Below are 20,347 nucleotides of genomic sequence, written 5' to 3'. Positions count from 1 at the left end.
GGTTTCAGGAACGAGGAACGGCATGAAGGTCGGCATCGACATGGGAACGGTGCAGGGCGGCGCACCGGCCAGGCTCGATATCGAGGAATTGCTGGCGACGCGCCTGCTGGTGCAGGGAAATTCGGGATCGGGCAAGTCGCATCTGCTGCGCCGGCTGCTGGAGCAGTCGGCGGAATGGGTGCAGCAGGTGATCATCGATCCGGAGGGCGATTTCGTCACGCTTTCGGATCGGTTCGGCCATGTCGTCGTCGATGGCGAGCGCAGCGAGGCCGAGCTTGTCGGCATCGCCAACCGGATCCGCCAGCATCGCGTTTCCTGCGTGCTCTCGCTGGAAGGACTGGAGGCCGACGAGCAGATGCGTGCGGCCGGCATCTTTCTCAATGCGCTGTTCGAGGCGGACCGGGAATATTGGTATCCGGTGCTCGTGGTCGTTGACGAGGCGCAGCTTTTCGCGCCCGCCGTGGGCGGGGAAGTCTCGGAAGAGGCGCGAAAGCTGTCTCTCGGCGCGATGACGAACCTGATGTGTCGTGGCCGCAAGCGAGGGCTTGCCGGCGTCATCGCGACCCAGCGGCTCGCCAAACTGGCCAAGAACGTGGCGGCGGAAGCCTCCAACTTCCTGATGGGGCGGACTTTCCTCGATATCGATATGGCGCGGGCGGCCGATCTTCTCGGCATGGACCGCCGGCAGGCGGAAATGTTCCGCGATCTCCAGCGCGGCGCTTTCGTGGCGCTCGGCCCGGCGCTGTCCCGCCGGCCGCTGCCGGTGACGATCGGCCCCGTCGAAACCTCGGCGCGCTCCACCAGCCCGAAACTGATGCCGCTGCCGGACAAGATGGACGATGTCGAGGACCTGATCTTCACACCCGATCCGGAAGAATTTTCCCGGCCCGTCGCGCGACGCGTCGCGCCCGCGCCACGGCCGACCACGGATATTCTTGCCGAACTTTCCCGGGCGCGACCCGAACAGGTGACGGAGCCGGCGCGCGCGCCGGCTGTCGAAATCTCTGCGGAGGAACGCGAAAGCCTGATCGAACAGGCCCTTGCCGAAGTGCTCGACGGTCCCGATGCCGCCTTTCGCTCCGATGCCGAGCTGTTTCAGGATTTTCTCGTGCGCTGCCGTATCCGGCGCGTGCCGGGCGCGCCGCCGGCGCTTCCCGCTTTTCGCCGCAAGGTCGCGATCGCCCGGTCGGGCGTCGATGCGCAAACCGCCGCGACCGACAGCTGGAAAACGGCTCTCGATCTTTCCGGCCGGGTGAGCGAAGATCTGCAAGGCGTGTTCCTGCTGGTCGCCCAGGCGGCGGTGCGCGGGCTTTCCTGCCCTTCGGACGCGATGATCGCCCGCGCCTACGGAACCCATTCGGCCCGCCGCGCGCGCCGCCTGCTCGGCTATTTCGAAGAGCAGGGGCTTGTGGTCGTGCATAGCGATCTGGCCGGTCACAGGATCGTGGCTTTTCCGGACCTCGGTTGCGAAACGCTTCCCGGCGACGCCAACGCGCCGGACAGGGCGCAAAGCCACCGCGATGCGGCGGAATAGCTGGGATTTCGGGCTGTGCGCGTTGACAAAGCACGAAAATCCGCCTACTGACGCGCCGATACCGGGCAGCGATGTCCGGTATTTCATTTGACATGTCCCGTGGCTTCTCCGGTCGCGATCGTGAGAAACCTGTCAGAATCGCTTGAAAAAGGGATTCAGAGGAGGGCGTGTTTCCTTGAACCGGTTTGGAAATAAACCGGACTAACCTACTGATAAGGAAATGCGATGAGCAAGCGCGCTGCATCCAAGTATAAAATCGACCGCCGCATGGGCGAAAACATCTGGGGCCGTCCGAAGTCCCCGGTCAATCGCCGCGAATACGGCCCCGGCCAGCACGGCCAGCGCCGCAAGTCCAAGATGTCGGACTTCGGCGTTCAGCTTCGCGCCAAGCAGAAGCTGAAGGGCTACTATGGCGATATCCGCGAGAAGCAGTTCCACGCGATCTACGTCGAAGCCAACCGTCGCAAGGGCGACGCCGGTGAAAACCTGATCGGTCTTCTGGAATCGCGCCTCGACGCCATCGTCTATCGCGCCAAGTTCGTTCCGACGGTCTTTGCCGCCCGTCAGTTTGTCAACCATGGCCACGTCAAGGTCAACGGCGTCCGCGTCAACATCGGTTCCTACCGCTGCAAGCCGGGCGACGTCATCGAAGTGCGCGAAAAGTCCAAGCAGCTCGTCTCGGTGCTGGAAGCCGTCCAGCTCGCCGAGCGCGACGTTCCGGACTACATCGATGCCGACCACAACAAGATGGTCGCGACCTTCGTTCGCGTTCCGGCCCTTTCCGATGTTCCGTACCCGGTCATCATGGAACCGAACCTGGTCGTCGAGTTCTACTCGCGCTAATCGCGAGCCGAGCTTGCCAAATCCGGAGAAGCCGCCCACAAACGGGCGGCTTTTTCTTTTCTCGGCCATAGTCTTCGGAGGGTGGGCGTGACGGATCTTCAGGCCATCGTGGAAGACATCCATGCGGCGCTCCTGCCGCGGCGCGGCGAGGGCCGGGTGGCCGACTACATTCCCCAGCTCGCGCATGTCGATGCGCGGCGATTCGGGATCGCCGTCGTCACAGTCGACGGCGCGGTCCATCTTGCCGGCGATGCCGAGGAGCCGTTCTCCATCCAGAGCATCTCCAAGGTCTTCACGCTGACACTGGCGCTCGGCAAGCATGGTGAGGCGCTCTGGAAGCGGGTCGGGCGGGAGCCATCGGGCTTAGCGTTCGATTCCATCGTCCAGCTCGAACGGGAGGAGGGGCTGCCGCGCAACCCGTTCATCAATGCCGGGGCGATCGCCGTGACCGATCTGGTGCTGGCCGGCCATACGCCGAAGGAAGCGATCGGCGAGATCGTTCGCTTCGTGCGCTATCTCGCCGACGAGGACGACATCATCGTCGATCAGGCGGTGGCGCGTTCGGAACAGGCCACGGGGTTCCGTAATTTCGCGCTCGCCAACTTCATGCGCGCTTTCGGCCGGCTCGATCATCCGGCGGAACTGGTGCTCGGCGTCTATTTTCATCAATGCGCATTGGCCATGAGTTGCCGGCAGCTTGCCCGCGCCGGCCTGTTCCTTGCCGCCAATGGCAGGAACCCCCTGACGGGACACCGGGTGGTTTCCCACCTGAGGGCGCGGCGCATCAACGCGCTGATGCTGACCTGCGGTCATTACGACGGCTCGGGCGACTTTGCCTATCGCGTCGGGCTGCCCGCCAAGAGCGGTGTCGGCGGCGGCATTCTCGCCGTTGCGCCCGGCAAGGCGTCGATCGCCGTCTGGTCGCCGGGGCTCAACGAGAACGGCAATTCGCTGCTGGGATCGCTGGCGCTTGAAATGCTTGCCGCCCGAACCGGCTGGTCCGTCTTCGGGGCTTGATTACGCGGCCGGTTCGGGGCATTGCAAAACCCAATCAGGATGGACACCGGCCCATGACGCTCGCATTCACCGAGGCGGAAGACGACAGCGCGGAGGCGGCGCCACGCCACCCGCTTTTCGCCGACGCGCCTTCCAGCGTTTCGTTCAACAAGTTGCGCAAGCGGCTGCTGCGGCAGGTGCGGCAGGCCATCGACGATTTCTCCATGCTGAAGGGCCAGAAGCGCTGGCTCGTCGCCCTTTCCGGCGGCAAGGACAGCTACGGCCTGCTGGCGCTGCTGATGGACCTGCAATGGCGCGGCCTGCTGCCGGTCGAACTCGTCGCCTGCAATCTCGATCAGGGACAGCCGAATTTTCCAAAGCATGTCCTGCCGGAGTATCTCGCCTCCCTCGGCGTGCCGCACCGGATCGAATATCGCGACACCTATTCGGTCGTGAAGGAAAAGATGCCGGCCGGAGCGACCTATTGCTCGCTCTGCTCGCGGCTGCGGCGCGGCAATCTCTATCGCATTGCCCGGGAGGAAGGATGCGATGCGCTCGTTCTCGGCCATCATCGCGAGGATATTCTCGAAACCTTCTTCATGAACCTGTTTCATGGCGGACGGCTTGCGACGATGCCCCCGAAGCTCGTCAATGACGAGGGCGACCTGATGGTGCTGCGTCCGCTGGCCTATGCCGCGGAGGAGGATCTGGCGCGATTCGCGGTCGCCATGCGTTTCCCGATCATTCCCTGTGATCTTTGCGGCTCGCAGGATGGCCTGCAACGCAACGCCATGAAGGCGATGCTCGCCGATATCGAAGCACGGATGCCGGGCCGCAAGGACGCCATCCTGCGGGCGCTCGGTCACGCCAAACCTTCGCATCTCCTCGATCCCGGATTGTTCGATTTTTCCTCCCTCGAAACGGTAAAGCGCAATGACGACGATTGATATCAATGCCCTGGCCTTCATTCTGGCGCAGGCGGCCGCGGCGGAAATCCGCCCGCGCTTCCGCGCGCTTGCAAAGGACGATATCCGCACCAAGGCGGACGCCAACGATCTGGTGACGGAAGCCGACGAGGCGGCGGAACGCTTCATCGGGCGTGAGGTGGCGGCGCAATTCCCGGAGGCGCTGTTTGTGGGAGAGGAATCGGTCGCCGCCGATCCGTCCCTGCTGCCGAAGCTCGGACAGGCCGATCTCGCGATCGTCGTCGATCCGATCGACGGCACGTTCAACTTCGCTTCGGGCGTGCCGCTGTTCGGCGTCATGGCGGCGGTGGTTTCCGGCGGAGAGACCGTCGCCGGCGTCATCTACGATCCGATGGGCGACGATTTCGTCATTGCGGAAAAAGGCGGCGGGGCCTGGCAGACGGGCGACCACAAGCCTTCCGTGCGGCTGAGGGCCTGCGACGCCGTGCCGCTGGATGCGATGACCGGAATGGCCTCCACGGGCTCCCTCCACCCGGAGCGGCGCGCGCGGGTGATGCAGAACCTGTCCCGTGTGGCTTTCGCCGCCAGCTATCGTTGCGCGGCGCATGAATACCGCACCTTCGCCGGCGGCAATCTGCACTATCTGATGTACAACAAGCTGATGCCCTGGGATCATCTCGCCGGGACGCTGATCGCGCAGGAGGCAGGCGCCTATGCAGCCCGACTCGACGGGTCGGAATACCATCCGCATCACGTCGAGGGCGGCCTGCTGCTCGCGCCCGACAGGGAAAGCTGGGAGTTGCTACGCCGCGAGGTCTTCGTCGACTGAGGAATAAAATCAAGACCCGGCCGCAAGGAACATGCGGCCGGGTCTTTTGCCGTCCGTGGGCTGCGTTCAGACCGGTTTGCTGTGCGGCTGGAAGAGCCGCCCGCGCTCGGCCAGCAGGACGAAGAAGAGGCCGATTACCGAAACGCTGAAGAAGCCCGCGACGAGGGGAAGCGACGTTCCGTCATAGGCTTGGCCGATCACCCCGCCGATCGCCGCGCCGCCGGCCGTGCCCATGAAGCCGAGGACCGACGATGCGGTTCCGGCGACATGCCCGAGCGGCTCCATGGCGAGCGAATTGAAGTTCGAGCCGATCCAGCCGAACTGGAACATCGCCAGCGCGAAGAGGGTGATGAATATCGGGAAGGGCAGCGGCCCTGTCCAAAGGAGCGTCAGGACCAGCCACAGGCCGTTGATGGAGAGAAAGCCGACAAGCGCGCCATGCGAAAGGCGGCGCATGCCGAACCGGCCGACGAAGCGCGCATTCACGAAGGAAGACAAGGCCATGAAGGTCGCCACGCCGGCGAAGGCGACGGGGAACCAGACGCCGAGATCGTAGATGCCGACGTAGATCTGCTGCGCCGAATTGATGAAGCCGAACAGCGCGCCGAAGATGAAGGTGCTGGCGAGCGTATAGCAAAGCGCGATGCGATTGGTCAGAACGATGCGGAAGCCTGCGATGACGGATCTGGCCGTGAAGGGACGGACGTCCTCGGGGGCCAGCGTTTCCGGCAGGCGCAGCGCCATCCAGGCCCAGACGAGCGCCGTTATCACCGCCATGAAAATGAAGATCAGATGCCACTCGCCGAACAGCATGATGATCTGGCCCGTGCCGGGCGCCATGACCGGCACGACCATGAAGACCATCATGATCAGCGACATGATCTCGGCCATGGCGCGGCCGCCGAAAACGTCCCGGACGATGGAGACCGTGATGACCCTGGTCGCGGCTGAACCGATGCCCTGAATGAAGCGTACGGTCAGCAGCAGGGCGAATGTCGGTACGAGCACCGCCGCAAGCGATGCGACGATATAGATGGCAAGGCCCCAGAACATCGGTGCGCGCCGGCCGAAGCGGTCGGAGATCGGGCCGTAGGCGAGTTGGGCGAAGGCGAAGCCGATCAGATAGGCGGATATAACGTACTGGCGATGATTTTCATTCTCGACGCCGAGACTTGCGCCGATCTCCTGAAGGCCGGGGAGCATGATGTCGATCGCCAGCGCATTGAGCGCCATCAGGAACGCCATCAGGGCGATGAACTCGATCTTGCCCATTCCCTTCAAACGCTGGGCAGCTTCGGGCGAGAGTGCTGACATAATAATTTTTTTCCATGAAAGAGAGAAGGCGCCGTTGGGAGCGGCGCCTTTTTAAAAGCTGTTCGAAAGCCCGTCGGGCGTAATCAGGCAGCGCCCTTGAGAGCGATCCCCTGCTGCTGGAGGTGCGACTGCAATTCGCCCGCCTGGAACATTTCGCGAATGATGTCGCAACCGCCGACGAACTCGCCCTTGACATAGAGCTGTGGAATTGTCGGCCAGCTGGAATAGTCCTTGATGCCCTGGCGGATATCGGCGTCGGCAAGCACGTTGATGCCCTTGTAATCGACCCCCACATAATCAAGAATCTGGACGACCTGACCGGAAAAACCACACTGTGGAAACTCCGGCGTGCCCTTCATGAACAGGACGACGTCGTTGGTCTTTACTTCGTTGGCGATGAAATCGTGGATGCCACTCATAGCGCTATTCCTTGGCAAGTCGGCGTCAAGGGCCGATGCGATGAACTGTCCGATCTAGATAGCAACCCGGCCCGGGGATTACCAGCAGCGACGGGCAAAAAACCCGTTAACGTCCGCCTTGCCGCCTCCGGCCATCGGTCTTCCGGCATCTTTCCATCAAGGTGGCCCTGTCCGGATCGCGTCAACGGCGGCGGGTTGAAGAAGACCGCTTTCGGGTGGTCTGCCTGCGCGGCTTGCGCGCCGGTTTCAGGACGGCATCGAGGATGCCGCCGAGAAGGCCGCCACCGCCGGACCTGCCGCGAGAGCGGCCCGTTCCTGCGGTGGTCTTGCGTAAAACCTCCTTCAGCGCGGCATTGACCACGCTGCGGAGGAAGCTGCCGACAAGTCCGGCCACGGCGGCTTCAGTCCGGCGCGGACGTCTGAAGCGCCAGGGCGTGAAGAACGTCGCCCATATTGCCCTTCAGCGCCTCATAGACCATCTGGTGCTGCTGCACCCGTGTCTTGCCACGGAAGCTTTCCGCCACGACTTCGGCAGCGTAGTGATTGCCGTCGCCGGCAAGGTCGCGGATGATCACCTTGGCGCCCGGGATGCCTTCCTTGATGAGTTTCTCGATGTCGCCGGCCTGCATTGCCACGGTGATACTCTCCTGCTTCGTTGTTTCCCTGCAAGGATAGGAGGTTCGGTCGGTAAAGGTCAACCATGCCGCACCGGGCATCCCCATCCCCGCAAGGGGGACGGGCCTGTTTTAAGGGTTTGCCCGCGGTCTCGATGCCGTCAGGCGGGCTTGCCGTCCATGAAGGCGGGGAACCAGGATTCGTGCGCATCGCGCAGGTCCGGGATCGTCACGGAGAAGAGGCCCGTGACGGTCAGCGCGTCGCCGCCCACCTTGCCGATGCGGCGGAAGGGAACGCCCATGCCCTCGGCATTGGCGCAGATGAAATTCGCCAGATCCGCCGGGACGGTGATCACGTAGCGGGCCTGATCCTCGCCGAACAGCAGCGCGTGCGCCGGGCCGCCGGCCGCCGAAAGATCGATCTGCGCGCCCTTGCCGGAGGCCATGACCATTTCCGCCAGCGTGACGGCAAGGCCGCCCGAGGAGATGTCGTGGCAGGCGGTGATCTGCCCGTTGTTGATCGCCGCGCGTACGAAGTCGCCATTGCGGCGCTCGGCATGCAGGTCGACCTCCGGGGCGGGACCGTCGGCGATGCCGAGCACGTCGCGCAGATAGACGGACTGGCCGAGATGCGTGCCGTCGCCGCCGATCAGGACCAGATGGTCGCCGTCATGCGCCGAACCGATGCGCGCCATCCGCGACCAGTCGGGCAGGAGACCGACGCCGGCGATGGTCGGGGTCGGCAGGATTCCCTCGCCGTTGGTCTCGTTATAGAGCGAGACGTTGCCGGAGACGATGGGGAAGGACAGCGCGCGGCAGGCCTCGCCGATGCCTTCGATCGCCTTGACCAGCTGGCCCATGATCTCGGGCCGCTCGGGATTGCCGAAGTTGAGGTTGTCCGTGGCGGCGAGCGGTTCGGCCCCCGTCGCCGTGATGTTGCGCCAGCATTCGGCGACCGCCTGCTTGCCGCCCTCGAAGGGGTCGGCCTCGACATAGCGCGGCGTTACGTCGGAGGAGAAGGCCAGCGCCTTGGTCGGATGGCCCTCGACCCGGACGACGCCCGCGTCGCCGCCCGGAAGCTGGAGCGAATTGCCCTGGATCAGCGTGTCGTACTGCTCGTAGACCCAGCGGCGGCTCGACTGGTTGGGCGAGCCCACCAGCTGGAGAAGGGCGAGGCCGTAGTCTTCCGGCTCGGCGACGAGCGAGGCCGGCAGCGGGGCGGGCCGGCTCGGCTCGCGCCAGGGGCGGTCATATTCGGGAGCCTCGTCGCCCAGTTCCTTGATGGGAAGGTTGGCGACCTCCTCGCCCTCGTGCAGGACGCGGAAGCGCAGGTCGTCCGTGGTCTTGCCGACGATGGCGAAGTCGAGGCCCCATTTGACGAAGATCGCCTTGGCTTCCTCTTCCTTCTCCGGCTTCAGCACCATGAGCATGCGCTCCTGGCTTTCCGACAGCATCATCTCGTAGGCCGTCATCCGTTCTTCACGCACCGGCACATGGTCGAGCGTCAGTTCGATGCCGAGGTCGCCCTTGGCGCCCATCTCGACGGCGGAGCAGGTGAGGCCGGCCGCCCCCATGTCCTGAATGGCGATGACCGCGCCGGTCTGCATCAGTTCGAGGCAGGCCTCCAGAAGGCATTTTTCCGTGAAGGGGTCGCCGACCTGAACGGTCGGGCGCTTTTCATCGATGGATTCGTCGAATTCGGCGGACGCCATGGTTGCGCCGCCGACCCCGTCGCGGCCGGTCTTGGCGCCGAGATAGACGACGGGCAGGCCGACGCCCTCCGCCTTGGAATAGAAGATCGCGTCGGACTTCGCCAATCCGGCGGCAAAGGCGTTGACGAGGATGTTGCCGTTGTAGCGCGCGTCGAATTCGACCTCGCCGCCGACGGTCGGCACGCCGAAGGCGTTGCCGTAGCCGCCGACGCCGGAGACGACGCCGGAAACGAGATGACGGGTCTTCGGATGGTCGGGCTCACCGAAGCGCAGGGCGTTCATCGCGGCGATCGGCCGCGCGCCCATGGTGAAGACGTCGCGCAGGATGCCGCCGACGCCTGTCGCCGCGCCCTGATAGGGTTCGATATAGGACGGATGGTTGTGGCTTTCCATCTTGAAGACCACGCAGTCGCCATCGTCGATATCGACGACCCCGGCGTTCTCGCCCGGCCCCTGGATGACGCGCGCGCCGGTGGTCGGCAGGGTGCGCAGCCATTTCTTGGAGGACTTGTAGGAGCAGTGCTCGTTCCACATGGCCGAAAAGATGCCAAGCTCGGTGAAGGTCGGCTCACGGCCGATCAGCGAGAGGATCCGTTCGTACTCATCGGGCTTCAATCCGTGGGCGGCAATCAACTCCGGGGTGATCGGGCGGGTGTTGGAAATGGTCATCGTCGCTCGTCTTGTCTAGGAGGGCTGGCTTTGCGGTCTCTTTAGCCTATGCCGCCCCCTGGCGCGACAGGAAAATGCCGCATTCGGCAGACCGCCCGGCGGTCAGAGGATTTCCTGTAGCCGTTCGGCCGGGCGGCACAGGCGGACGCCCTTCTCGGTGATGACGATCGGCCGCTCGATCAGCACCGGATTGTCGGCAAGCGCATCGAGCAATTCACGGTCGGAGCGCTCCGGGGCGAGAAGGCCGAGTTCGGCCGCCAGCGGCTCCCTGGCGCGCAGGATGTCGCGGGGGCCGGCTTCCATCGCCACCAGCATGGCGAGAAGCTCCTCGCGTGACGGCGGCGTCTTCAGATATTCCACGATCTCCGGCTCGATACCGGCAGCGCGAAGTTGCTCGAGGACGGCGCGTGAGGTGGAACAGCGCGGATTGTGCAGAATTCGGGCTTTCATCATCGTCGGACGCTCCTCAGCAGTTTTTACCACCGGACGCCCAGCGTTTGACATCGGTTTCGATGCGGGCGGCCGCCGGCTCGCCCATCAGCGGCCCGAAGGCGTCGAGCCTGGCGGGATTGCCTTCCGCCTGGACCACGAGAAGGGGGCGGGATTCCGGTGCGTTGCGATGGACCAGCAGGATGCGCGGCCGGCCGGTGAAGGAGTTGAGTTCCGGTGCGAGACGATAGGCCTTGAAGGCGGCGTCGCCCGACTTGAACCAGCAGGCGCTGGCGCCGAGCGCGACCCGCTCCATGGTGGGCAGGGCCGCCCGGTCGACCGCGGGTGGCGCCTTCGACTGGCAGGCGGCAAGGGCCGCCGCTGTCGCGAGCGTCACGAGGAGCTTCGTCGGGGCGAGGCGCATGGCGGCTCCTTGATGACGGGACATGCACCCCTTGGCTTGCCGCGGGGCGGGACGTGCAGGAAGGATCAGGCGGCGATGACGTTCAGGGCGGAGGCGAAGAGGCCGCGGCCGTCGCCGCCGCCGTGAGCGGCCTCGATCAGGTTTTCCGGATGGGGCATGAGGCCGAGCACATTGCCCTTCGCGTTCATGACGCCGGCGATATCGTTGATCGAGCCGTTCGGATTCGTGCCTTCCGCATAGCGGAAGACGACCTGACCGTTGCCTTCGATCGCCGCGAGCGTCTCCGCGTCGGTAAAATAGTTGCCGTCATGGTGGGCGACGGGGCAGCGGATGATCTGGCCCTGCGCATAGGCCCGGGTGAAATCGGTCTCGGCGTTAACCACCTCCAGCTTCACCTCGCGGCAGACGAATTTCAGCGAGGCGTTGCGCATTAGCGCGCCCGGCAGCAAGCCGGCTTCAAGCAGGATCTGGAAACCGTTGCAGACGCCGAGCACCTTCACGCCGGCTTCGGCCCTGGCCTTGATCGCCTGCATGATCGGCATGCGCGCGGCGATCGCGCCGCAGCGCAGATAGTCGCCATAGGAAAAGCCGCCGGGAATGACGATGAGATCGACATCGGGCAGCTCGGTTTCCGTCTGCCAGACGGTGACCGGAGCGGTGCCGGAAATCTTGGTCAGCGCCGCGATCATGTCGCGGTCGCGATTAAGGCCGGGAAGCTGGACGACGGCGGATCTCATGGGTGTGGCTCAAACCTTGCCTGGGCCTCTGCTGTTCGAGGCGGTTGTCGATACGGTCGGAGCCCGGGTGTCGGCTTTGCGAAACCGGAGTCCGCCCTCGGTCCCTTCAACCCTCAGGGAAAGGCGATAGTATAGTTTTCGATCACCGTGTTGGCCAGAAGCTTCTCGCACATCGCCGTGAGGTCGGCTTCGGCCTTCGCGCGGTCGGCCGTGTCGAGTTCCAGATCGAAGACCTTGCCCTGGCGGACCTGATGAACGCCCTCGAAGCCGAGGCTGCCGAGCGCGCCTTCGATGGCCTTGCCCTGCGGGTCGAGCACGCCGTTCTTGAGCGTCACCGTTACACGTGCCTTGATCATGTTCTACTCTTCCAGTGTTGGGACGTTTACTTGACGAGAACCGGCCCGGTGCCGCGCAGCGGTTCGTTCGCATTCATGATGCCGAGGCGGCGGGCCACTTCCTGATAGGCTTCGACCAGTCCGCCCATGTCGCTGCGGAAGCGGTCCTTGTCCATCCGCTCCTGGGTCGCGATGTCCCAGAGGCGGCAGCTGTCGGGGGAAATCTCGTCGGCGATGATGATGCGCATCATGTCGCCCTCGTAGAGGCGGCCGCATTCGATCTTGAAATCGACGAGCTGGATGCCGACGCCGAGGAAAAGGCCGGAGAGGAAATCGTTGACGCGGATGGCGAGCGCCATGATGTCATCGAGTTCCTGCGGGCTCGCCCAGCCGAAGGCGGTGATGTGCTCTTCGGAAACCATCGGATCCTCAAGCGCATCCGCCTTGAAGTAGAACTCGATGATCGAGCGGGGCAGGACCGTGCCTTCGTCGATGCCGAGGCGCTTGGAGAGCGAGCCGGCCGCCACGTTGCGCACGACGACCTCGAGCGGAATGATCTCCACTTCCTTGATCAGTTGCTCGCGCATGTTGAGGCAGCGGATGAAATGGGTCGGGATGCCCATCTTGTTGAGCTGCGTGAAGATATATTCGGAAATCCGGTTGTTCAGCACACCCTTGCCGTCAATGACGTCGTGCTTCTTGCGGTTGAACGCGGTGGCGTCATCCTTGAAGAACTGGATCAGGGTGCCCGGCTCAGGACCCTCATAAAGAATCTTGGCCTTGCCCTCGTAGATACGGCGGCGACGGTTCATGGATTTTATCTCTGTTCTGGCGCGCTTGGGCGCGCGCCGCTGTCGGTCTTTCGCGCTCCCTTAAACGAAATGCCGGAGTTTAACAATCGGCGTGACGTGCCATCCCCTCATTTCAGGCTTTTCGGGCTGTTGCGCCGGTCACAAACTTCCTATTTGCACTTTTGCCGGGGTTTTGTTTTATGGGGAAAGCAACCCTTCGGGAAAGAGAATCTACGGGAGTCCCAGATGACCAATTTGCAGGATCGCATGAAGGCCTATGAAGCCAAGTTCGCGCTTGACGAGGAACTGCGCTTCAAGGCCGAGGCCCGCCGCAACAAGCTTGTCGGCCTTTGGGCCGCCGGCCTGCTCGGCAAGACGGGAGAAGCCGCCGACGCCTATGCCAGAGAGGTTGTGGCCGCCGATTTCGAGGAGGCCGGCCACGAGGACGTCGTGCGCAAGATCAAGGCGGATTTCGACGCCGCCGGCATCGCCCGCAGCGAGGACGACATCCGCACGCAGCTGATCGAACTGCTCGCCGTCGCCATCGCCCAGCTGGAAGCCGACTGACGCCTCGCGTCACGGTCGCATCGACAGACATCGAAAAGCCGCTCGGTTCAGCCGGGCGGCTTTTTCACGGGCTCGCCCCGTTCAAAGGCGAGCATGCGTCCGGCGCAGATCGGGCGGGAAAGGGTAGACGGCGGCGGCCTCACGCCACTGCTGGCCCAAGACGAAATCCGCTATCGCCTCGGCGGGAAGCGGGCGGGCAAGGGCGAACCCCTGAAGGATGTTGCATCCGAGGTCCCGCAGGATCGCGACATGCGCCGAGGTCTCTACGCCCTCGGCGATGACCTCGATATCAAGTGAGCGGCCGATCTCGATGATCGTGCCGACCAGCTTGCGCTGGCCCGGCGAGCGGTTGACCGGCTTCACCAGCTGGCGGTCGATCTTCAACCGGCGGGGGCCGAGTTTCAGCAGGCTGATGATCGAGGCGTGGCCGGTGCCGAAGTCGTCGATCTCGATATCGATGCCGAGACGGCGGATTTCCGCGAGGTTTTCCAGCACGGTGCGGTCGCAATCATCGAGGAAAATCGATTCCAGCAATTCGAACGAAAGGGTCTGCGGCCGGATGGGAAGGCGGCGCAGGGTGTGGCGCAATTCGGGATCATGCAGGCGCTTTGCCGAGACGTTGGTCGATATCCGGTGGATGCCGAGACCGCGCTCCTCCCAGCGGGCGAAATCGTCAAGCGCCTTTTCCAGCACGATCCCGTCGATCGTCGCCACGCAATCGAGATCCTCGGCGATCTTCAGGAAGGCGTCCGGGCCAAGGATGCCGCGTGTGGGATGGTTCCAGCGCGCCAGCGTCTCGAGGCTGACGATATCGAGTGTCCTGGCGCAGAATTGCGGCTGATAATAGGGCAGGAAGCGTCGCTGCTCGATGCCGGCGAGAATGTCGTCCGCCGTCTGCTTGGTGACGATGATCTGCGCCTGGATATCGTTCGTGAAGAATTCATGCCGGCCGCGGCCGCGATTCTTGGCGCGGTAGAGGGCCAGATCGGCATTGAGGAGCAACTGGCGGGGATCGATGGCCTCGCCGGCCTGACTGGCGATGCCGACGCTTGCGCCGAAGCGGCAGACATGGCCCTCGAAGGGCACGGGCTTGCGCATTTCGGTGACGATCCGGTCGGCGAGGGCGGAGAGATTTCTCTTTGCCGCGCCGCGTGCGAGGAAGACGAACTCGTCGCCGCCGATGCGGGCGACAAAATCGTCGGGCCTCTTCAGCAAGGTCAGCACGGCTGCAGCATGGCTCAGCATGCGGTCGCCGGCGAGATGGCCGAGCGTGTCGTTGATTTCCTTGAAACGGTCGAGGTCAATGTGCAGGACGGCAAGCCGCTCGCCGGTGTGCCGCGCCTCGCCGGCGGCCGCCCCGATGACGCGGTCGAGGTAGCGGCGGTTCGGAAGGCCGGTCAGATGATCGTGCAGCGCCGTATATTCGATCCGGTCCCGGGCTGCCTCAAGCTCGACGTTGCGCGCCTCTGCGAGATCCCGGGCATGCTTGAGTTCTTCCTGGACCCGGACGTCCTCCGTGACGTCCCAGTTGGCGCCGATGAGGTGCGGTATGCCGGCCAGATCGATATAATGGGTGGAGCGCCCGCGAATGTGGCGGATTTCGCCGTCACCGCGGATGATGCGAAAGGCGTTGGGAAAATCCCGACGGCTGGCAAGGCCGCGCTCGACCTTCGTCACCGCCTTCCGGCGATCCTCCGGGTGCAGCGCTGCTTCCCAGCTGGTGGCGTCGGGCGTTTCCGTCATGCCGTAGATTTCCATGATCCGGTCATCCCATTTCACTTCGCCGGTCCGCAGGTTGACGTCGAAAACCCCGAAATTCGAGACCTGGAACGCCAGGGCGAGACGATGCGAAAGCTGGGCGAGCCGTTCCTCGGCCTCCTTGCGATCGGTGATGTCCGTATCGGTTCCGGCGGTCCGGCTCGGCTTGCCGTCGTCGCCATATTCAACGACCGCGCCACGGCTTTCGATCCAGATCCAGTGGCCGTCGCGATGCTTCTCGCGATAGGCGAAGACGTTGAACGGCGTCTCGCCGCTTTCCTGCCGGTTGATTTCCGCGATGACATGCGCCCGATCGTCGGGGTGAACATTGCCGATCCAGTTGGAAAGGGAGAAATCCGGCTGTTCGTCGGCGTCGATCCCGCGGATGGAACGCCACTGGCGGGAATAGAAAAGAGAGTTTCGGGCGAAGTCATGGTCCCATACGCCCTGGCCGGCCGATTCAAGCGCCTGGTTCCAGCGCGCCTCGCGTTCGCAGAGTTCAAGGGTGTTGCGCTTGCGCTCGTCGATATCCACCGTCTGGAGAAGACGGGCAACGCCCCGGTCCGCGTCCGCCTTTCCGGCCGATGTGAAGGATGCGAGCACCCAGAATTCGCTGCGATCGGCGCGCCGGAAGCGGATTTCCCAGGGGGCCTGTTCGGCCTGCCGGTCTTCCAGCGCCTGTTCCAGCGCCGCGTGGTCCTTCGGCGAGACGATGTCCTCAAGCAGGGGAAGATCGCTGCCGGCTTGCAGATGCAGGGCGCGCAGGAAGGCGGCGTTGGCATAAAGAATGCGCCCGTCGGCCGACAGTGTCGCAAATCCAAAGGCGGATCGGGAAAAAGGGGCGCCGGTTTCGCGGAGGTCCGCCGCATCCGGTGTGGCAATGGCGGCGGGGCCGGGCGATTTTACCATGAAGCGCGATGCCTGCTCGTGACTCGACGCCGGGAGACTGGCAAAACTCTATGAAGTTCCCCTTAATGGTGTAAGGCGGCCTTTCAGGCGGGCCTGAGGCGCGAGAGGAAGCGCGCGAAGACCATCGTGCCCTCCGGCCAGGGGCCGTGGCCGGAATCGGTATCGATATGACCGGAATGACCGGCATCGAGCAGCAGGGAACCCCAGGCGGCGGCGATGTCGTCGGCATGCTCGTAGGAGCCGAACGGATCGTTGCGGCTGGCGACGACGACCGAGGGGAAGGGGAGCGGCTCGCGCGGGTAGGGGCCGAAGGTCATGAAGTGCTTCGGCCGGATTTTCGGGTTGGCGACATCCGGCGGCGCGACGAAGAATGCGCCGGCCACCTTGCCGGCGATTTCCGGCGCGGCGTGGATGCTGGCGGCGACGCCGAGCGAATGGGCGACCAGCACCACCGGCCTTGTCGCCTTTTCGACGTCCTCGACGAGGCGGCGTATCCAGTCCTCGCGCACCGGCTTTGCCCATTCCGCCTGCTCGACCCGCCGTGCCGTGCGGAGCCTCGACTGCCAGCGGCTTTGCCAGTGGTCGGGTCCGGAATTCTTGTAACCGGGGACGATCAGGATATCGGCTTCGGAGGCTTTCATGCCCTGGCATGTGCGATCACGAAGTCCTGAAGTCAAGAGGGCAGCACATTCTGCGCCTTTCCTGTATGATTGACGAATGACAAGGCCAGTCGCGGTTCAGCGTGGTGGCGGATGTCCGTTTCCCGCGGTTCTCGTGGCGGCACAGCCGGCAAGGAGAAGCGTTCATGACGACATTTCATGTAATGGCGGGACCGGACGAAACGGTGATGCGTCCGGTAATCCGGCGGATCGGGCTCGACGACGTGCGCGAGGCGCTGTCGCTGGGATTGGACGACTTTCTCGCCAAGCCCTCGCATTATGTCTTCATAAGCCTGATCTATCCCATCTGCGGCGTCGTGCTCGTCACCTGGAGTTCCGGGGCGAATATGCTGCCTCTGGTCTTTCCGTTGATTGCGGGTTTTGCGCTGCTCGGGCCGCTTCTGGCGGTCGGGCTCTACGAGATCAGCCGCCGGCGCGAACTGAGGCTCGACGCTTCATGGCGTCATGCGCTGGAATTGCGTCATTCACCGGCGCTGCCGGCGATCCTGGCGGTCGGTGCGATGTTGCTCGTGCTGTTTCTCGTCTGGCTGCTGACGGCGCAGGCGCTCTATGTCAGCCTGTTCGGTCCGCAGCCGCCGCAATCGCTTTCGCTCTTCCTCGCCTCGGTCTTCGGCACGGAAAACGGCGAGTTGCTGATGCTGGCGGGCAACGCCATCGGCTTCTGCTTCGCGCTGGTGGTGCTGGCGACCTCGGTGATCGCGTTTCCGCTGTTGATCGACCGCGATGTCGGTGCGGTCGTGGCGGTGGAAACCTCGCTGCGCGCCACTCTCGTCAATCCGCTGCCGATCGTCTGCTGGGGGCTGATCGTGGCCGCATTGCTGATTGTCGGCACCATTCCGCTTTTCGTCGGCCTCGCCGTCGTCATGCCGATCCTTGGTCATGCCACCTGGCATCTCTATCGCAAGATCGTCGTCGACGAGCGGACACGATAAGGGCGCCGACGGGCGGCGGTCACCGCCGCCCGTCGGGTGATCGTGTCACACCGCGCCGAAGACCCGGCGGAAGATCGTATCGACGTGCTTGGTATGGTAGCCGAGGTCGAATTTCTCCCGGATTTCCTCTTCCGAAAGAGCGGCCCGGACCTCGGAATCGGCCAGGAGCTCCTCCAGGAAATCCTTGCCCTCTTCCCAGACCTTCATGGCGTTGCGCTGGACGAGGCGATAGCTGTCCTCGCGCGAGACGCCGGCCTGGGTCAGCGCCAGGAGCACGCGTTGCGAATGGACGAGCCCGCGGAACTTGTCGAGATTCTTCATCATGTTCTCGGGATAGACGAGAAGCTTGTCGATAACGCCGGTGAGCCGCGCCAGCGCGAAGTCGAGGGTCACCGTGGCATCGGGGCCAATCATGCGCTCGACCGACGAATGCGAGATGTCACGCTCGTGCCAGAGGGCGACATTCTCCATCGCGGGGATCGCGAAAGCCCGGACCATGCGGGCAAGACCCGTCAGGTTTTCCGTCAGTACCGGGTTGCGCTTGTGCGGCATCGCCGAGGAGCCCTTCTGGCCCGGGGAGAAATATTCCTCGGCCTCCAGCACTTCGGTTCGCTGCAAATGGCGGATCTCGGTCGCCAGCCGCTCGATCGAGGAGGCGACGACGCCGAGCGTGGCGAAATACATGGCGTGGCGGTCGCGCGGGATGACCTGCGTGGAGACCGGCTCGGGGGCAAGGCCGAGCGCGCGGGCGACATGCTCCTCGACGCGCGGATCGATATTGGCGAAGGTGCCGACAGCGCCGGAAATGGCGCAGGTGGCGATTTCCTCCCGCGCCGCGACGAGGCGGGTGCGGCAACGCTCGAACTCGGCATAGGCCAGCGCCATCTTCACGCCGAAGGTCGTGGGTTCGGCATGGATGGCGTGCGAGCGGCCGATGGTGATGGTGTCCTTGTGCTCGAAGGCGCGGCGCTTCAGCGCCGCCAGAAGCCGGTCCAGATCGGCAAGCAGGATATCGGTGGCGCGGACGAGCTGGATATTGAAGCAGGTGTCGAGCACGTCGGAAGAGGTCATGCCCTGATGCACGAAGCGGGCGTCGGGACCGACGATCTCGGCCAGATGCGTCAGGAAGGCGATGACGTCATGCTTGGTGACCGCCTCGATCTCGTCGATGCGGGCGACGTCGAAGGTGGCTGCGCCGCCCTTTTCCCAGATGTTTCGGGCCGCGTCCTTCGGGATGACGCCCAGTTCGGCCAGCGCGTCGCAGGCGTGCGCCTCGATTTCGAACCAGATGCGGAACTTCGTTTCGGGCGACCAGATCGCGACCATGTCGGGTCGGGAATAGCGAGGGATCATCGGTTCTAGACTTTCCTTGGGGGTGGATGTTGCGCCGCTTTAGCAAAGATGGCCGCCAAGCTCAACGCATTGGCCGGGCAAGCCACAGGCTTGCGGCTGCCGGAAGCAGCCGGCGCCCGGGCCTTGCGCTCAGGGTTTGAACGGTACGGCGATCCAGCGGCCGTCGCTGCCTTCGAAGCCGAAGCTGCGCACGAGCACCAGCGCGATATGCACCGGATCGCTGCCGAAGGCGTGATGGGTCATCGCGCCGGCGATCTGGTAGGAAAGCGGGCAATGGCGGCTGTCGGGAATGCGCGCGTCCTCGTGGATCGTCCGGTCGATGTCTTCGCCGTCACGCCGGACGAGGCGCAGGCGAAATCCCTTGCCGCCTTCCGGGGTGAGGTTGGTGCATTTTTCCGGCAGATCGAGCGCGATTTCGTCCAGCGCGAGCGCATAGCTGCCGCCGGGCGTGGGCTCAACGGCATGCGGCAGATATTCTATCCTGTGACGGTCAGCGGTGATCTCGCCCATCGGATTGAAGGCCGCGAGCACGCCGGGATTGGAAAACAGCCGATGGCGCTCGACGAGCGGCCGGGCCTTTTCCCGGCTTTCGGCGCGGGCGTCATCAAGGCCGGCGGCCTCGTCGTCGAGGCGTATGCGGATCGGGGTGCCGGCCAGAAAAGCGTCCTTTTCCGTGTCGATGAAATAGATATTGGAGTAGGGGAAGCCGGATCCGTCCTGGATGCCGAATTCCTCGAAGGCGAAGACCGAACCGTCATCGGAAAAGCCGATCGGCCGGAAGGTCGAGAAATCGCCCGCCGTCGCCCCTCCGGCAAGGAGCAGCAACAGGACGAGGCCGGCGAACGCCCTGACCGGGGCCGTCACGGGACAGCGCCTTCGGCATTGGCGCGCAGCGTCGCGATCGTCTTGCGATAGGCGTCGACATCGCCGCCGCCGAAGATCGCCGATCCGGCGACGAAGACATTCGCACCCGCGCCGGCCGGCGTGGCGATGGTGTCGAGCGCGATGCCGCCGTCCACCTGGATATCGATGGGCCGGTCGCCGACGAGCGCCCGCACGCGGCGGAGCTTCTCCGCCATGGCGGGAATGAACTTCTGACCGCCGAACCCGGGGTTGACGGTCATGACGAGGATGAGGTCGATCTTGTCGAGGAGATAATCGAGCACGCTTTCCGGGGTCGCGGGATTGATGGCGACGCCGGCGCGCTTGCCGAGCGCCCGGATCGCCTGGAGCGAGCGGTCGAGATGCGGACCGGCCTCGGCGTGGACGGTGATGCCGTCGCAGCCCGCCTTGGCGAAAGCCTCCAGATAGGGGTCGGCCGGCGCGATCATCAGATGGCAGTCGAAGAATGCGTCCGTATGCGGGCGCAGCGCCTTCACCACGTCGGGGCCGAAGGAGATGTTGGGAACGAAATGACCGTCCATGATGTCGAGATGGATCCAGTCCGCGCCGGCGGCGACCACGTCGCGGACGTCTTCTCCGAGCCGGGCGTAGTCGGCGGCGAGGATGGAGGGGGCGATCCGGATGGGACGGGTCATGGCAGGCTCCGTTCAGGGTGGGTTTGCCGTGGGCATAT

At 64.3% G+C, this 20,347-nt stretch carries 22 protein-coding genes; 7 read left to right on the top strand and 15 right to left on the bottom strand.

Features of this window, described 5'->3' with window-relative positions; all coding sequences use genetic code 11:
* The first annotated feature begins 22 nt into the window (after positions 1-22).
* The 5 genes from KYK29_RS01440 (at position 23) to KYK29_RS01420 (ending at position 5,128) form a co-directional block, all read left to right on the top strand.
* Positions 23-1,534 (top strand): ATP-binding protein, encoded by a 1,512-nt coding sequence (locus tag KYK29_RS01440; RefSeq protein ID WP_254689069.1) that lies wholly within the window; start codon positions 23-25, stop codon positions 1,532-1,534.
* Between the two features lie 225 nt (positions 1,535-1,759).
* Positions 1,760-2,377: a 30S ribosomal protein S4 gene (rpsD, locus tag KYK29_RS01435; protein ID WP_254689068.1), complete on the top strand. Its 618-nt coding sequence runs from the start codon at positions 1,760-1,762 to the stop codon at positions 2,375-2,377.
* Positions 2,378-2,464: 87 nt separating this feature from the next.
* A complete protein-coding gene (locus tag KYK29_RS01430) occupies positions 2,465-3,394 on the top strand; it encodes a glutaminase (protein ID WP_254689067.1) in 930 nt (309 codons plus the stop codon).
* Between the two features lie 53 nt (positions 3,395-3,447).
* Positions 3,448-4,320 carry a tRNA 2-thiocytidine(32) synthetase TtcA gene (gene ttcA, locus KYK29_RS01425; RefSeq protein ID WP_254689066.1) on the top strand — a complete coding sequence of 291 codons (873 nt, stop codon included), beginning with the start codon at positions 3,448-3,450 and terminating at the stop codon, positions 4,318-4,320.
* Positions 4,307-5,128 (top strand): inositol monophosphatase family protein, encoded by an 822-nt coding sequence (locus KYK29_RS01420; protein WP_254689065.1) that lies wholly within the window; start codon positions 4,307-4,309, stop codon positions 5,126-5,128. Before ttcA ends, KYK29_RS01420 begins: the two co-directional genes overlap by 14 nt.
* Positions 5,129-5,194: 66 nt before the next feature.
* On the opposite strand, the gene KYK29_RS01415 is transcribed toward KYK29_RS01420, so the two are convergent.
* From KYK29_RS01415 to purC, 10 genes are all read right to left on the bottom strand, one after another.
* Positions 5,195-6,400, bottom strand: a complete 1,206-nt coding sequence (locus KYK29_RS01415; RefSeq protein ID WP_254690047.1) for a multidrug effflux MFS transporter — start codon at positions 6,398-6,400, stop codon at positions 5,195-5,197.
* Between the two features lie 125 nt (positions 6,401-6,525).
* A complete protein-coding gene (grxD, locus tag KYK29_RS01410; protein ID WP_254689064.1) occupies positions 6,526-6,861 on the bottom strand; it encodes a Grx4 family monothiol glutaredoxin in 336 nt (111 codons plus the stop codon).
* Between the two features lie 181 nt (positions 6,862-7,042).
* Positions 7,043-7,255 (bottom strand): hypothetical protein, encoded by a 213-nt coding sequence (locus tag KYK29_RS01405; RefSeq protein WP_254689063.1) that lies wholly within the window; start codon positions 7,253-7,255, stop codon positions 7,043-7,045.
* Between the two features lie 7 nt (positions 7,256-7,262).
* Positions 7,263-7,496, bottom strand: coding sequence for a BolA/IbaG family iron-sulfur metabolism protein (locus KYK29_RS01400; RefSeq protein ID WP_254689062.1), 234 nt, complete (start codon positions 7,494-7,496; stop codon positions 7,263-7,265).
* Between the two features lie 140 nt (positions 7,497-7,636).
* Positions 7,637-9,856 carry a phosphoribosylformylglycinamidine synthase subunit PurL gene (gene purL / locus KYK29_RS01395; protein ID WP_254689061.1) on the bottom strand — a complete coding sequence of 740 codons (2,220 nt, stop codon included), beginning with the start codon at positions 9,854-9,856 and terminating at the stop codon, positions 7,637-7,639.
* Positions 9,857-9,958: 102 nt separating this feature from the next.
* Positions 9,959-10,306, bottom strand: a complete 348-nt coding sequence (arsC, locus tag KYK29_RS01390; RefSeq protein WP_254690046.1) for an arsenate reductase (glutaredoxin) — start codon at positions 10,304-10,306, stop codon at positions 9,959-9,961.
* Between the two features lie 16 nt (positions 10,307-10,322).
* A complete protein-coding gene (locus KYK29_RS01385) occupies positions 10,323-10,709 on the bottom strand; it encodes a hypothetical protein (RefSeq protein ID WP_254689060.1) in 387 nt (128 codons plus the stop codon).
* Positions 10,710-10,774: 65 nt separating this feature from the next.
* Positions 10,775-11,446, bottom strand: coding sequence for a phosphoribosylformylglycinamidine synthase subunit PurQ (gene purQ, locus KYK29_RS01380; protein ID WP_254689059.1), 672 nt, complete (start codon positions 11,444-11,446; stop codon positions 10,775-10,777).
* 113 nt (positions 11,447-11,559) lie between these two features.
* Positions 11,560-11,802 (bottom strand): phosphoribosylformylglycinamidine synthase subunit PurS, encoded by a 243-nt coding sequence (gene purS, locus KYK29_RS01375; RefSeq protein WP_254689058.1) that lies wholly within the window; start codon positions 11,800-11,802, stop codon positions 11,560-11,562.
* A gap of 26 nt (positions 11,803-11,828) precedes the next feature.
* Complete coding sequence (purC, locus tag KYK29_RS01370) at positions 11,829-12,593, bottom strand: phosphoribosylaminoimidazolesuccinocarboxamide synthase (protein ID WP_254689057.1); 765 nt, start codon at positions 12,591-12,593, stop codon at positions 11,829-11,831.
* Between the two features lie 225 nt (positions 12,594-12,818).
* On the opposite strand from purC, the gene KYK29_RS01365 reads away from it, so the two are divergent.
* Positions 12,819-13,139, top strand: coding sequence for a DUF1476 domain-containing protein (locus KYK29_RS01365; protein ID WP_254689056.1), 321 nt, complete (start codon positions 12,819-12,821; stop codon positions 13,137-13,139).
* 81 nt (positions 13,140-13,220) lie between these two features.
* Here KYK29_RS01365 and KYK29_RS01360 read toward each other — a convergent pair whose 3' ends face one another.
* Positions 13,221-15,806, bottom strand: a complete 2,586-nt coding sequence (locus tag KYK29_RS01360) for a sensor domain-containing protein (RefSeq protein WP_254689055.1) — start codon at positions 15,804-15,806, stop codon at positions 13,221-13,223.
* A gap of 83 nt (positions 15,807-15,889) precedes the next feature.
* On the bottom strand, positions 15,890-16,447 hold the full coding sequence (locus KYK29_RS01355; RefSeq protein WP_254689054.1) for an RBBP9/YdeN family alpha/beta hydrolase: 558 nt from the start codon (positions 16,445-16,447) through the stop codon (positions 15,890-15,892).
* 164 nt (positions 16,448-16,611) lie between these two features.
* Between KYK29_RS01355 and KYK29_RS01350 the strand changes: the two genes are divergently transcribed.
* Positions 16,612-17,418, top strand: coding sequence for a DUF2189 domain-containing protein (locus KYK29_RS01350; protein WP_254689053.1), 807 nt, complete (start codon positions 16,612-16,614; stop codon positions 17,416-17,418).
* Between the two features lie 45 nt (positions 17,419-17,463).
* Here KYK29_RS01350 and purB read toward each other — a convergent pair whose 3' ends face one another.
* From purB to rpe, 3 genes are all read right to left on the bottom strand, one after another.
* Positions 17,464-18,771 (bottom strand): adenylosuccinate lyase, encoded by a 1,308-nt coding sequence (gene purB, locus KYK29_RS01345; RefSeq protein ID WP_254689052.1) that lies wholly within the window; start codon positions 18,769-18,771, stop codon positions 17,464-17,466.
* Between the two features lie 129 nt (positions 18,772-18,900).
* On the bottom strand, positions 18,901-19,635 hold the full coding sequence (locus tag KYK29_RS01340; RefSeq protein WP_254689051.1) for a DUF2259 domain-containing protein: 735 nt from the start codon (positions 19,633-19,635) through the stop codon (positions 18,901-18,903).
* Positions 19,632-20,309 (bottom strand): ribulose-phosphate 3-epimerase, encoded by a 678-nt coding sequence (rpe, locus tag KYK29_RS01335; protein ID WP_254689050.1) that lies wholly within the window; start codon positions 20,307-20,309, stop codon positions 19,632-19,634. The genes KYK29_RS01340 and rpe overlap by 4 nt, the downstream gene beginning before the upstream one ends.
* Positions 20,310-20,347 lie beyond the last annotated feature (38 nt).

The organism is Shinella daejeonensis (assembly GCF_024281235.1).
Lineage (GTDB): Bacteria > Pseudomonadota > Alphaproteobacteria > Rhizobiales > Rhizobiaceae > Shinella > Shinella daejeonensis.
The sequence above is the reverse complement of the archived record's forward strand: the minus strand, read 5'-3'. Positions and strand labels throughout refer to the sequence as shown.

Coding starts and splice junctions, on each gene's coding strand:
- KYK29_RS01440 (WP_254689069.1), top strand. CDS start 23: ATGAAGGTCGGCATCGACATGGGAACGGTGCAGGGCGGCGCACCGGCC.
- rpsD (WP_254689068.1), top strand. CDS start 1,760: ATGAGCAAGCGCGCTGCATCCAAGTATAAAATCGACCGCCGCATGGGC.
- ttcA (WP_254689066.1), top strand. CDS start 3,448: ATGACGCTCGCATTCACCGAGGCGGAAGACGACAGCGCGGAGGCGGCG.
- KYK29_RS01420 (WP_254689065.1), top strand. CDS start 4,307: ATGACGACGATTGATATCAATGCCCTGGCCTTCATTCTGGCGCAGGCG.
- KYK29_RS01415 (WP_254690047.1), bottom strand. CDS start 6,400: ATGGGCAAGATCGAGTTCATCGCCCTGATGGCGTTCCTGATGGCGCTC.
- grxD (WP_254689064.1), bottom strand. CDS start 6,861: ATGAGTGGCATCCACGATTTCATCGCCAACGAAGTAAAGACCAACGAC.
- purL (WP_254689061.1), bottom strand. CDS start 9,856: ATGACCATTTCCAACACCCGCCCGATCACCCCGGAGTTGATTGCCGCC.
- arsC (WP_254690046.1), bottom strand. CDS start 10,306: ATGAAAGCCCGAATTCTGCACAATCCGCGCTGTTCCACCTCACGCGCC.
- KYK29_RS01385 (WP_254689060.1), bottom strand. CDS start 10,709: ATGCGCCTCGCCCCGACGAAGCTCCTCGTGACGCTCGCGACAGCGGCG.
- purQ (WP_254689059.1), bottom strand. CDS start 11,446: ATGAGATCCGCCGTCGTCCAGCTTCCCGGCCTTAATCGCGACCGCGAC.
- purS (WP_254689058.1), bottom strand. CDS start 11,802: ATGATCAAGGCACGTGTAACGGTGACGCTCAAGAACGGCGTGCTCGAC.
- purC (WP_254689057.1), bottom strand. CDS start 12,593: ATGAACCGTCGCCGCCGTATCTACGAGGGCAAGGCCAAGATTCTTTAT.
- KYK29_RS01365 (WP_254689056.1), top strand. CDS start 12,819: ATGACCAATTTGCAGGATCGCATGAAGGCCTATGAAGCCAAGTTCGCG.
- KYK29_RS01360 (WP_254689055.1), bottom strand. CDS start 15,806: ATGGTAAAATCGCCCGGCCCCGCCGCCATTGCCACACCGGATGCGGCG.
- KYK29_RS01355 (WP_254689054.1), bottom strand. CDS start 16,447: ATGAAAGCCTCCGAAGCCGATATCCTGATCGTCCCCGGTTACAAGAAT.
- KYK29_RS01350 (WP_254689053.1), top strand. CDS start 16,612: ATGACGACATTTCATGTAATGGCGGGACCGGACGAAACGGTGATGCGT.
- purB (WP_254689052.1), bottom strand. CDS start 18,771: ATGATCCCTCGCTATTCCCGACCCGACATGGTCGCGATCTGGTCGCCC.
- rpe (WP_254689050.1), bottom strand. CDS start 20,309: ATGACCCGTCCCATCCGGATCGCCCCCTCCATCCTCGCCGCCGACTAC.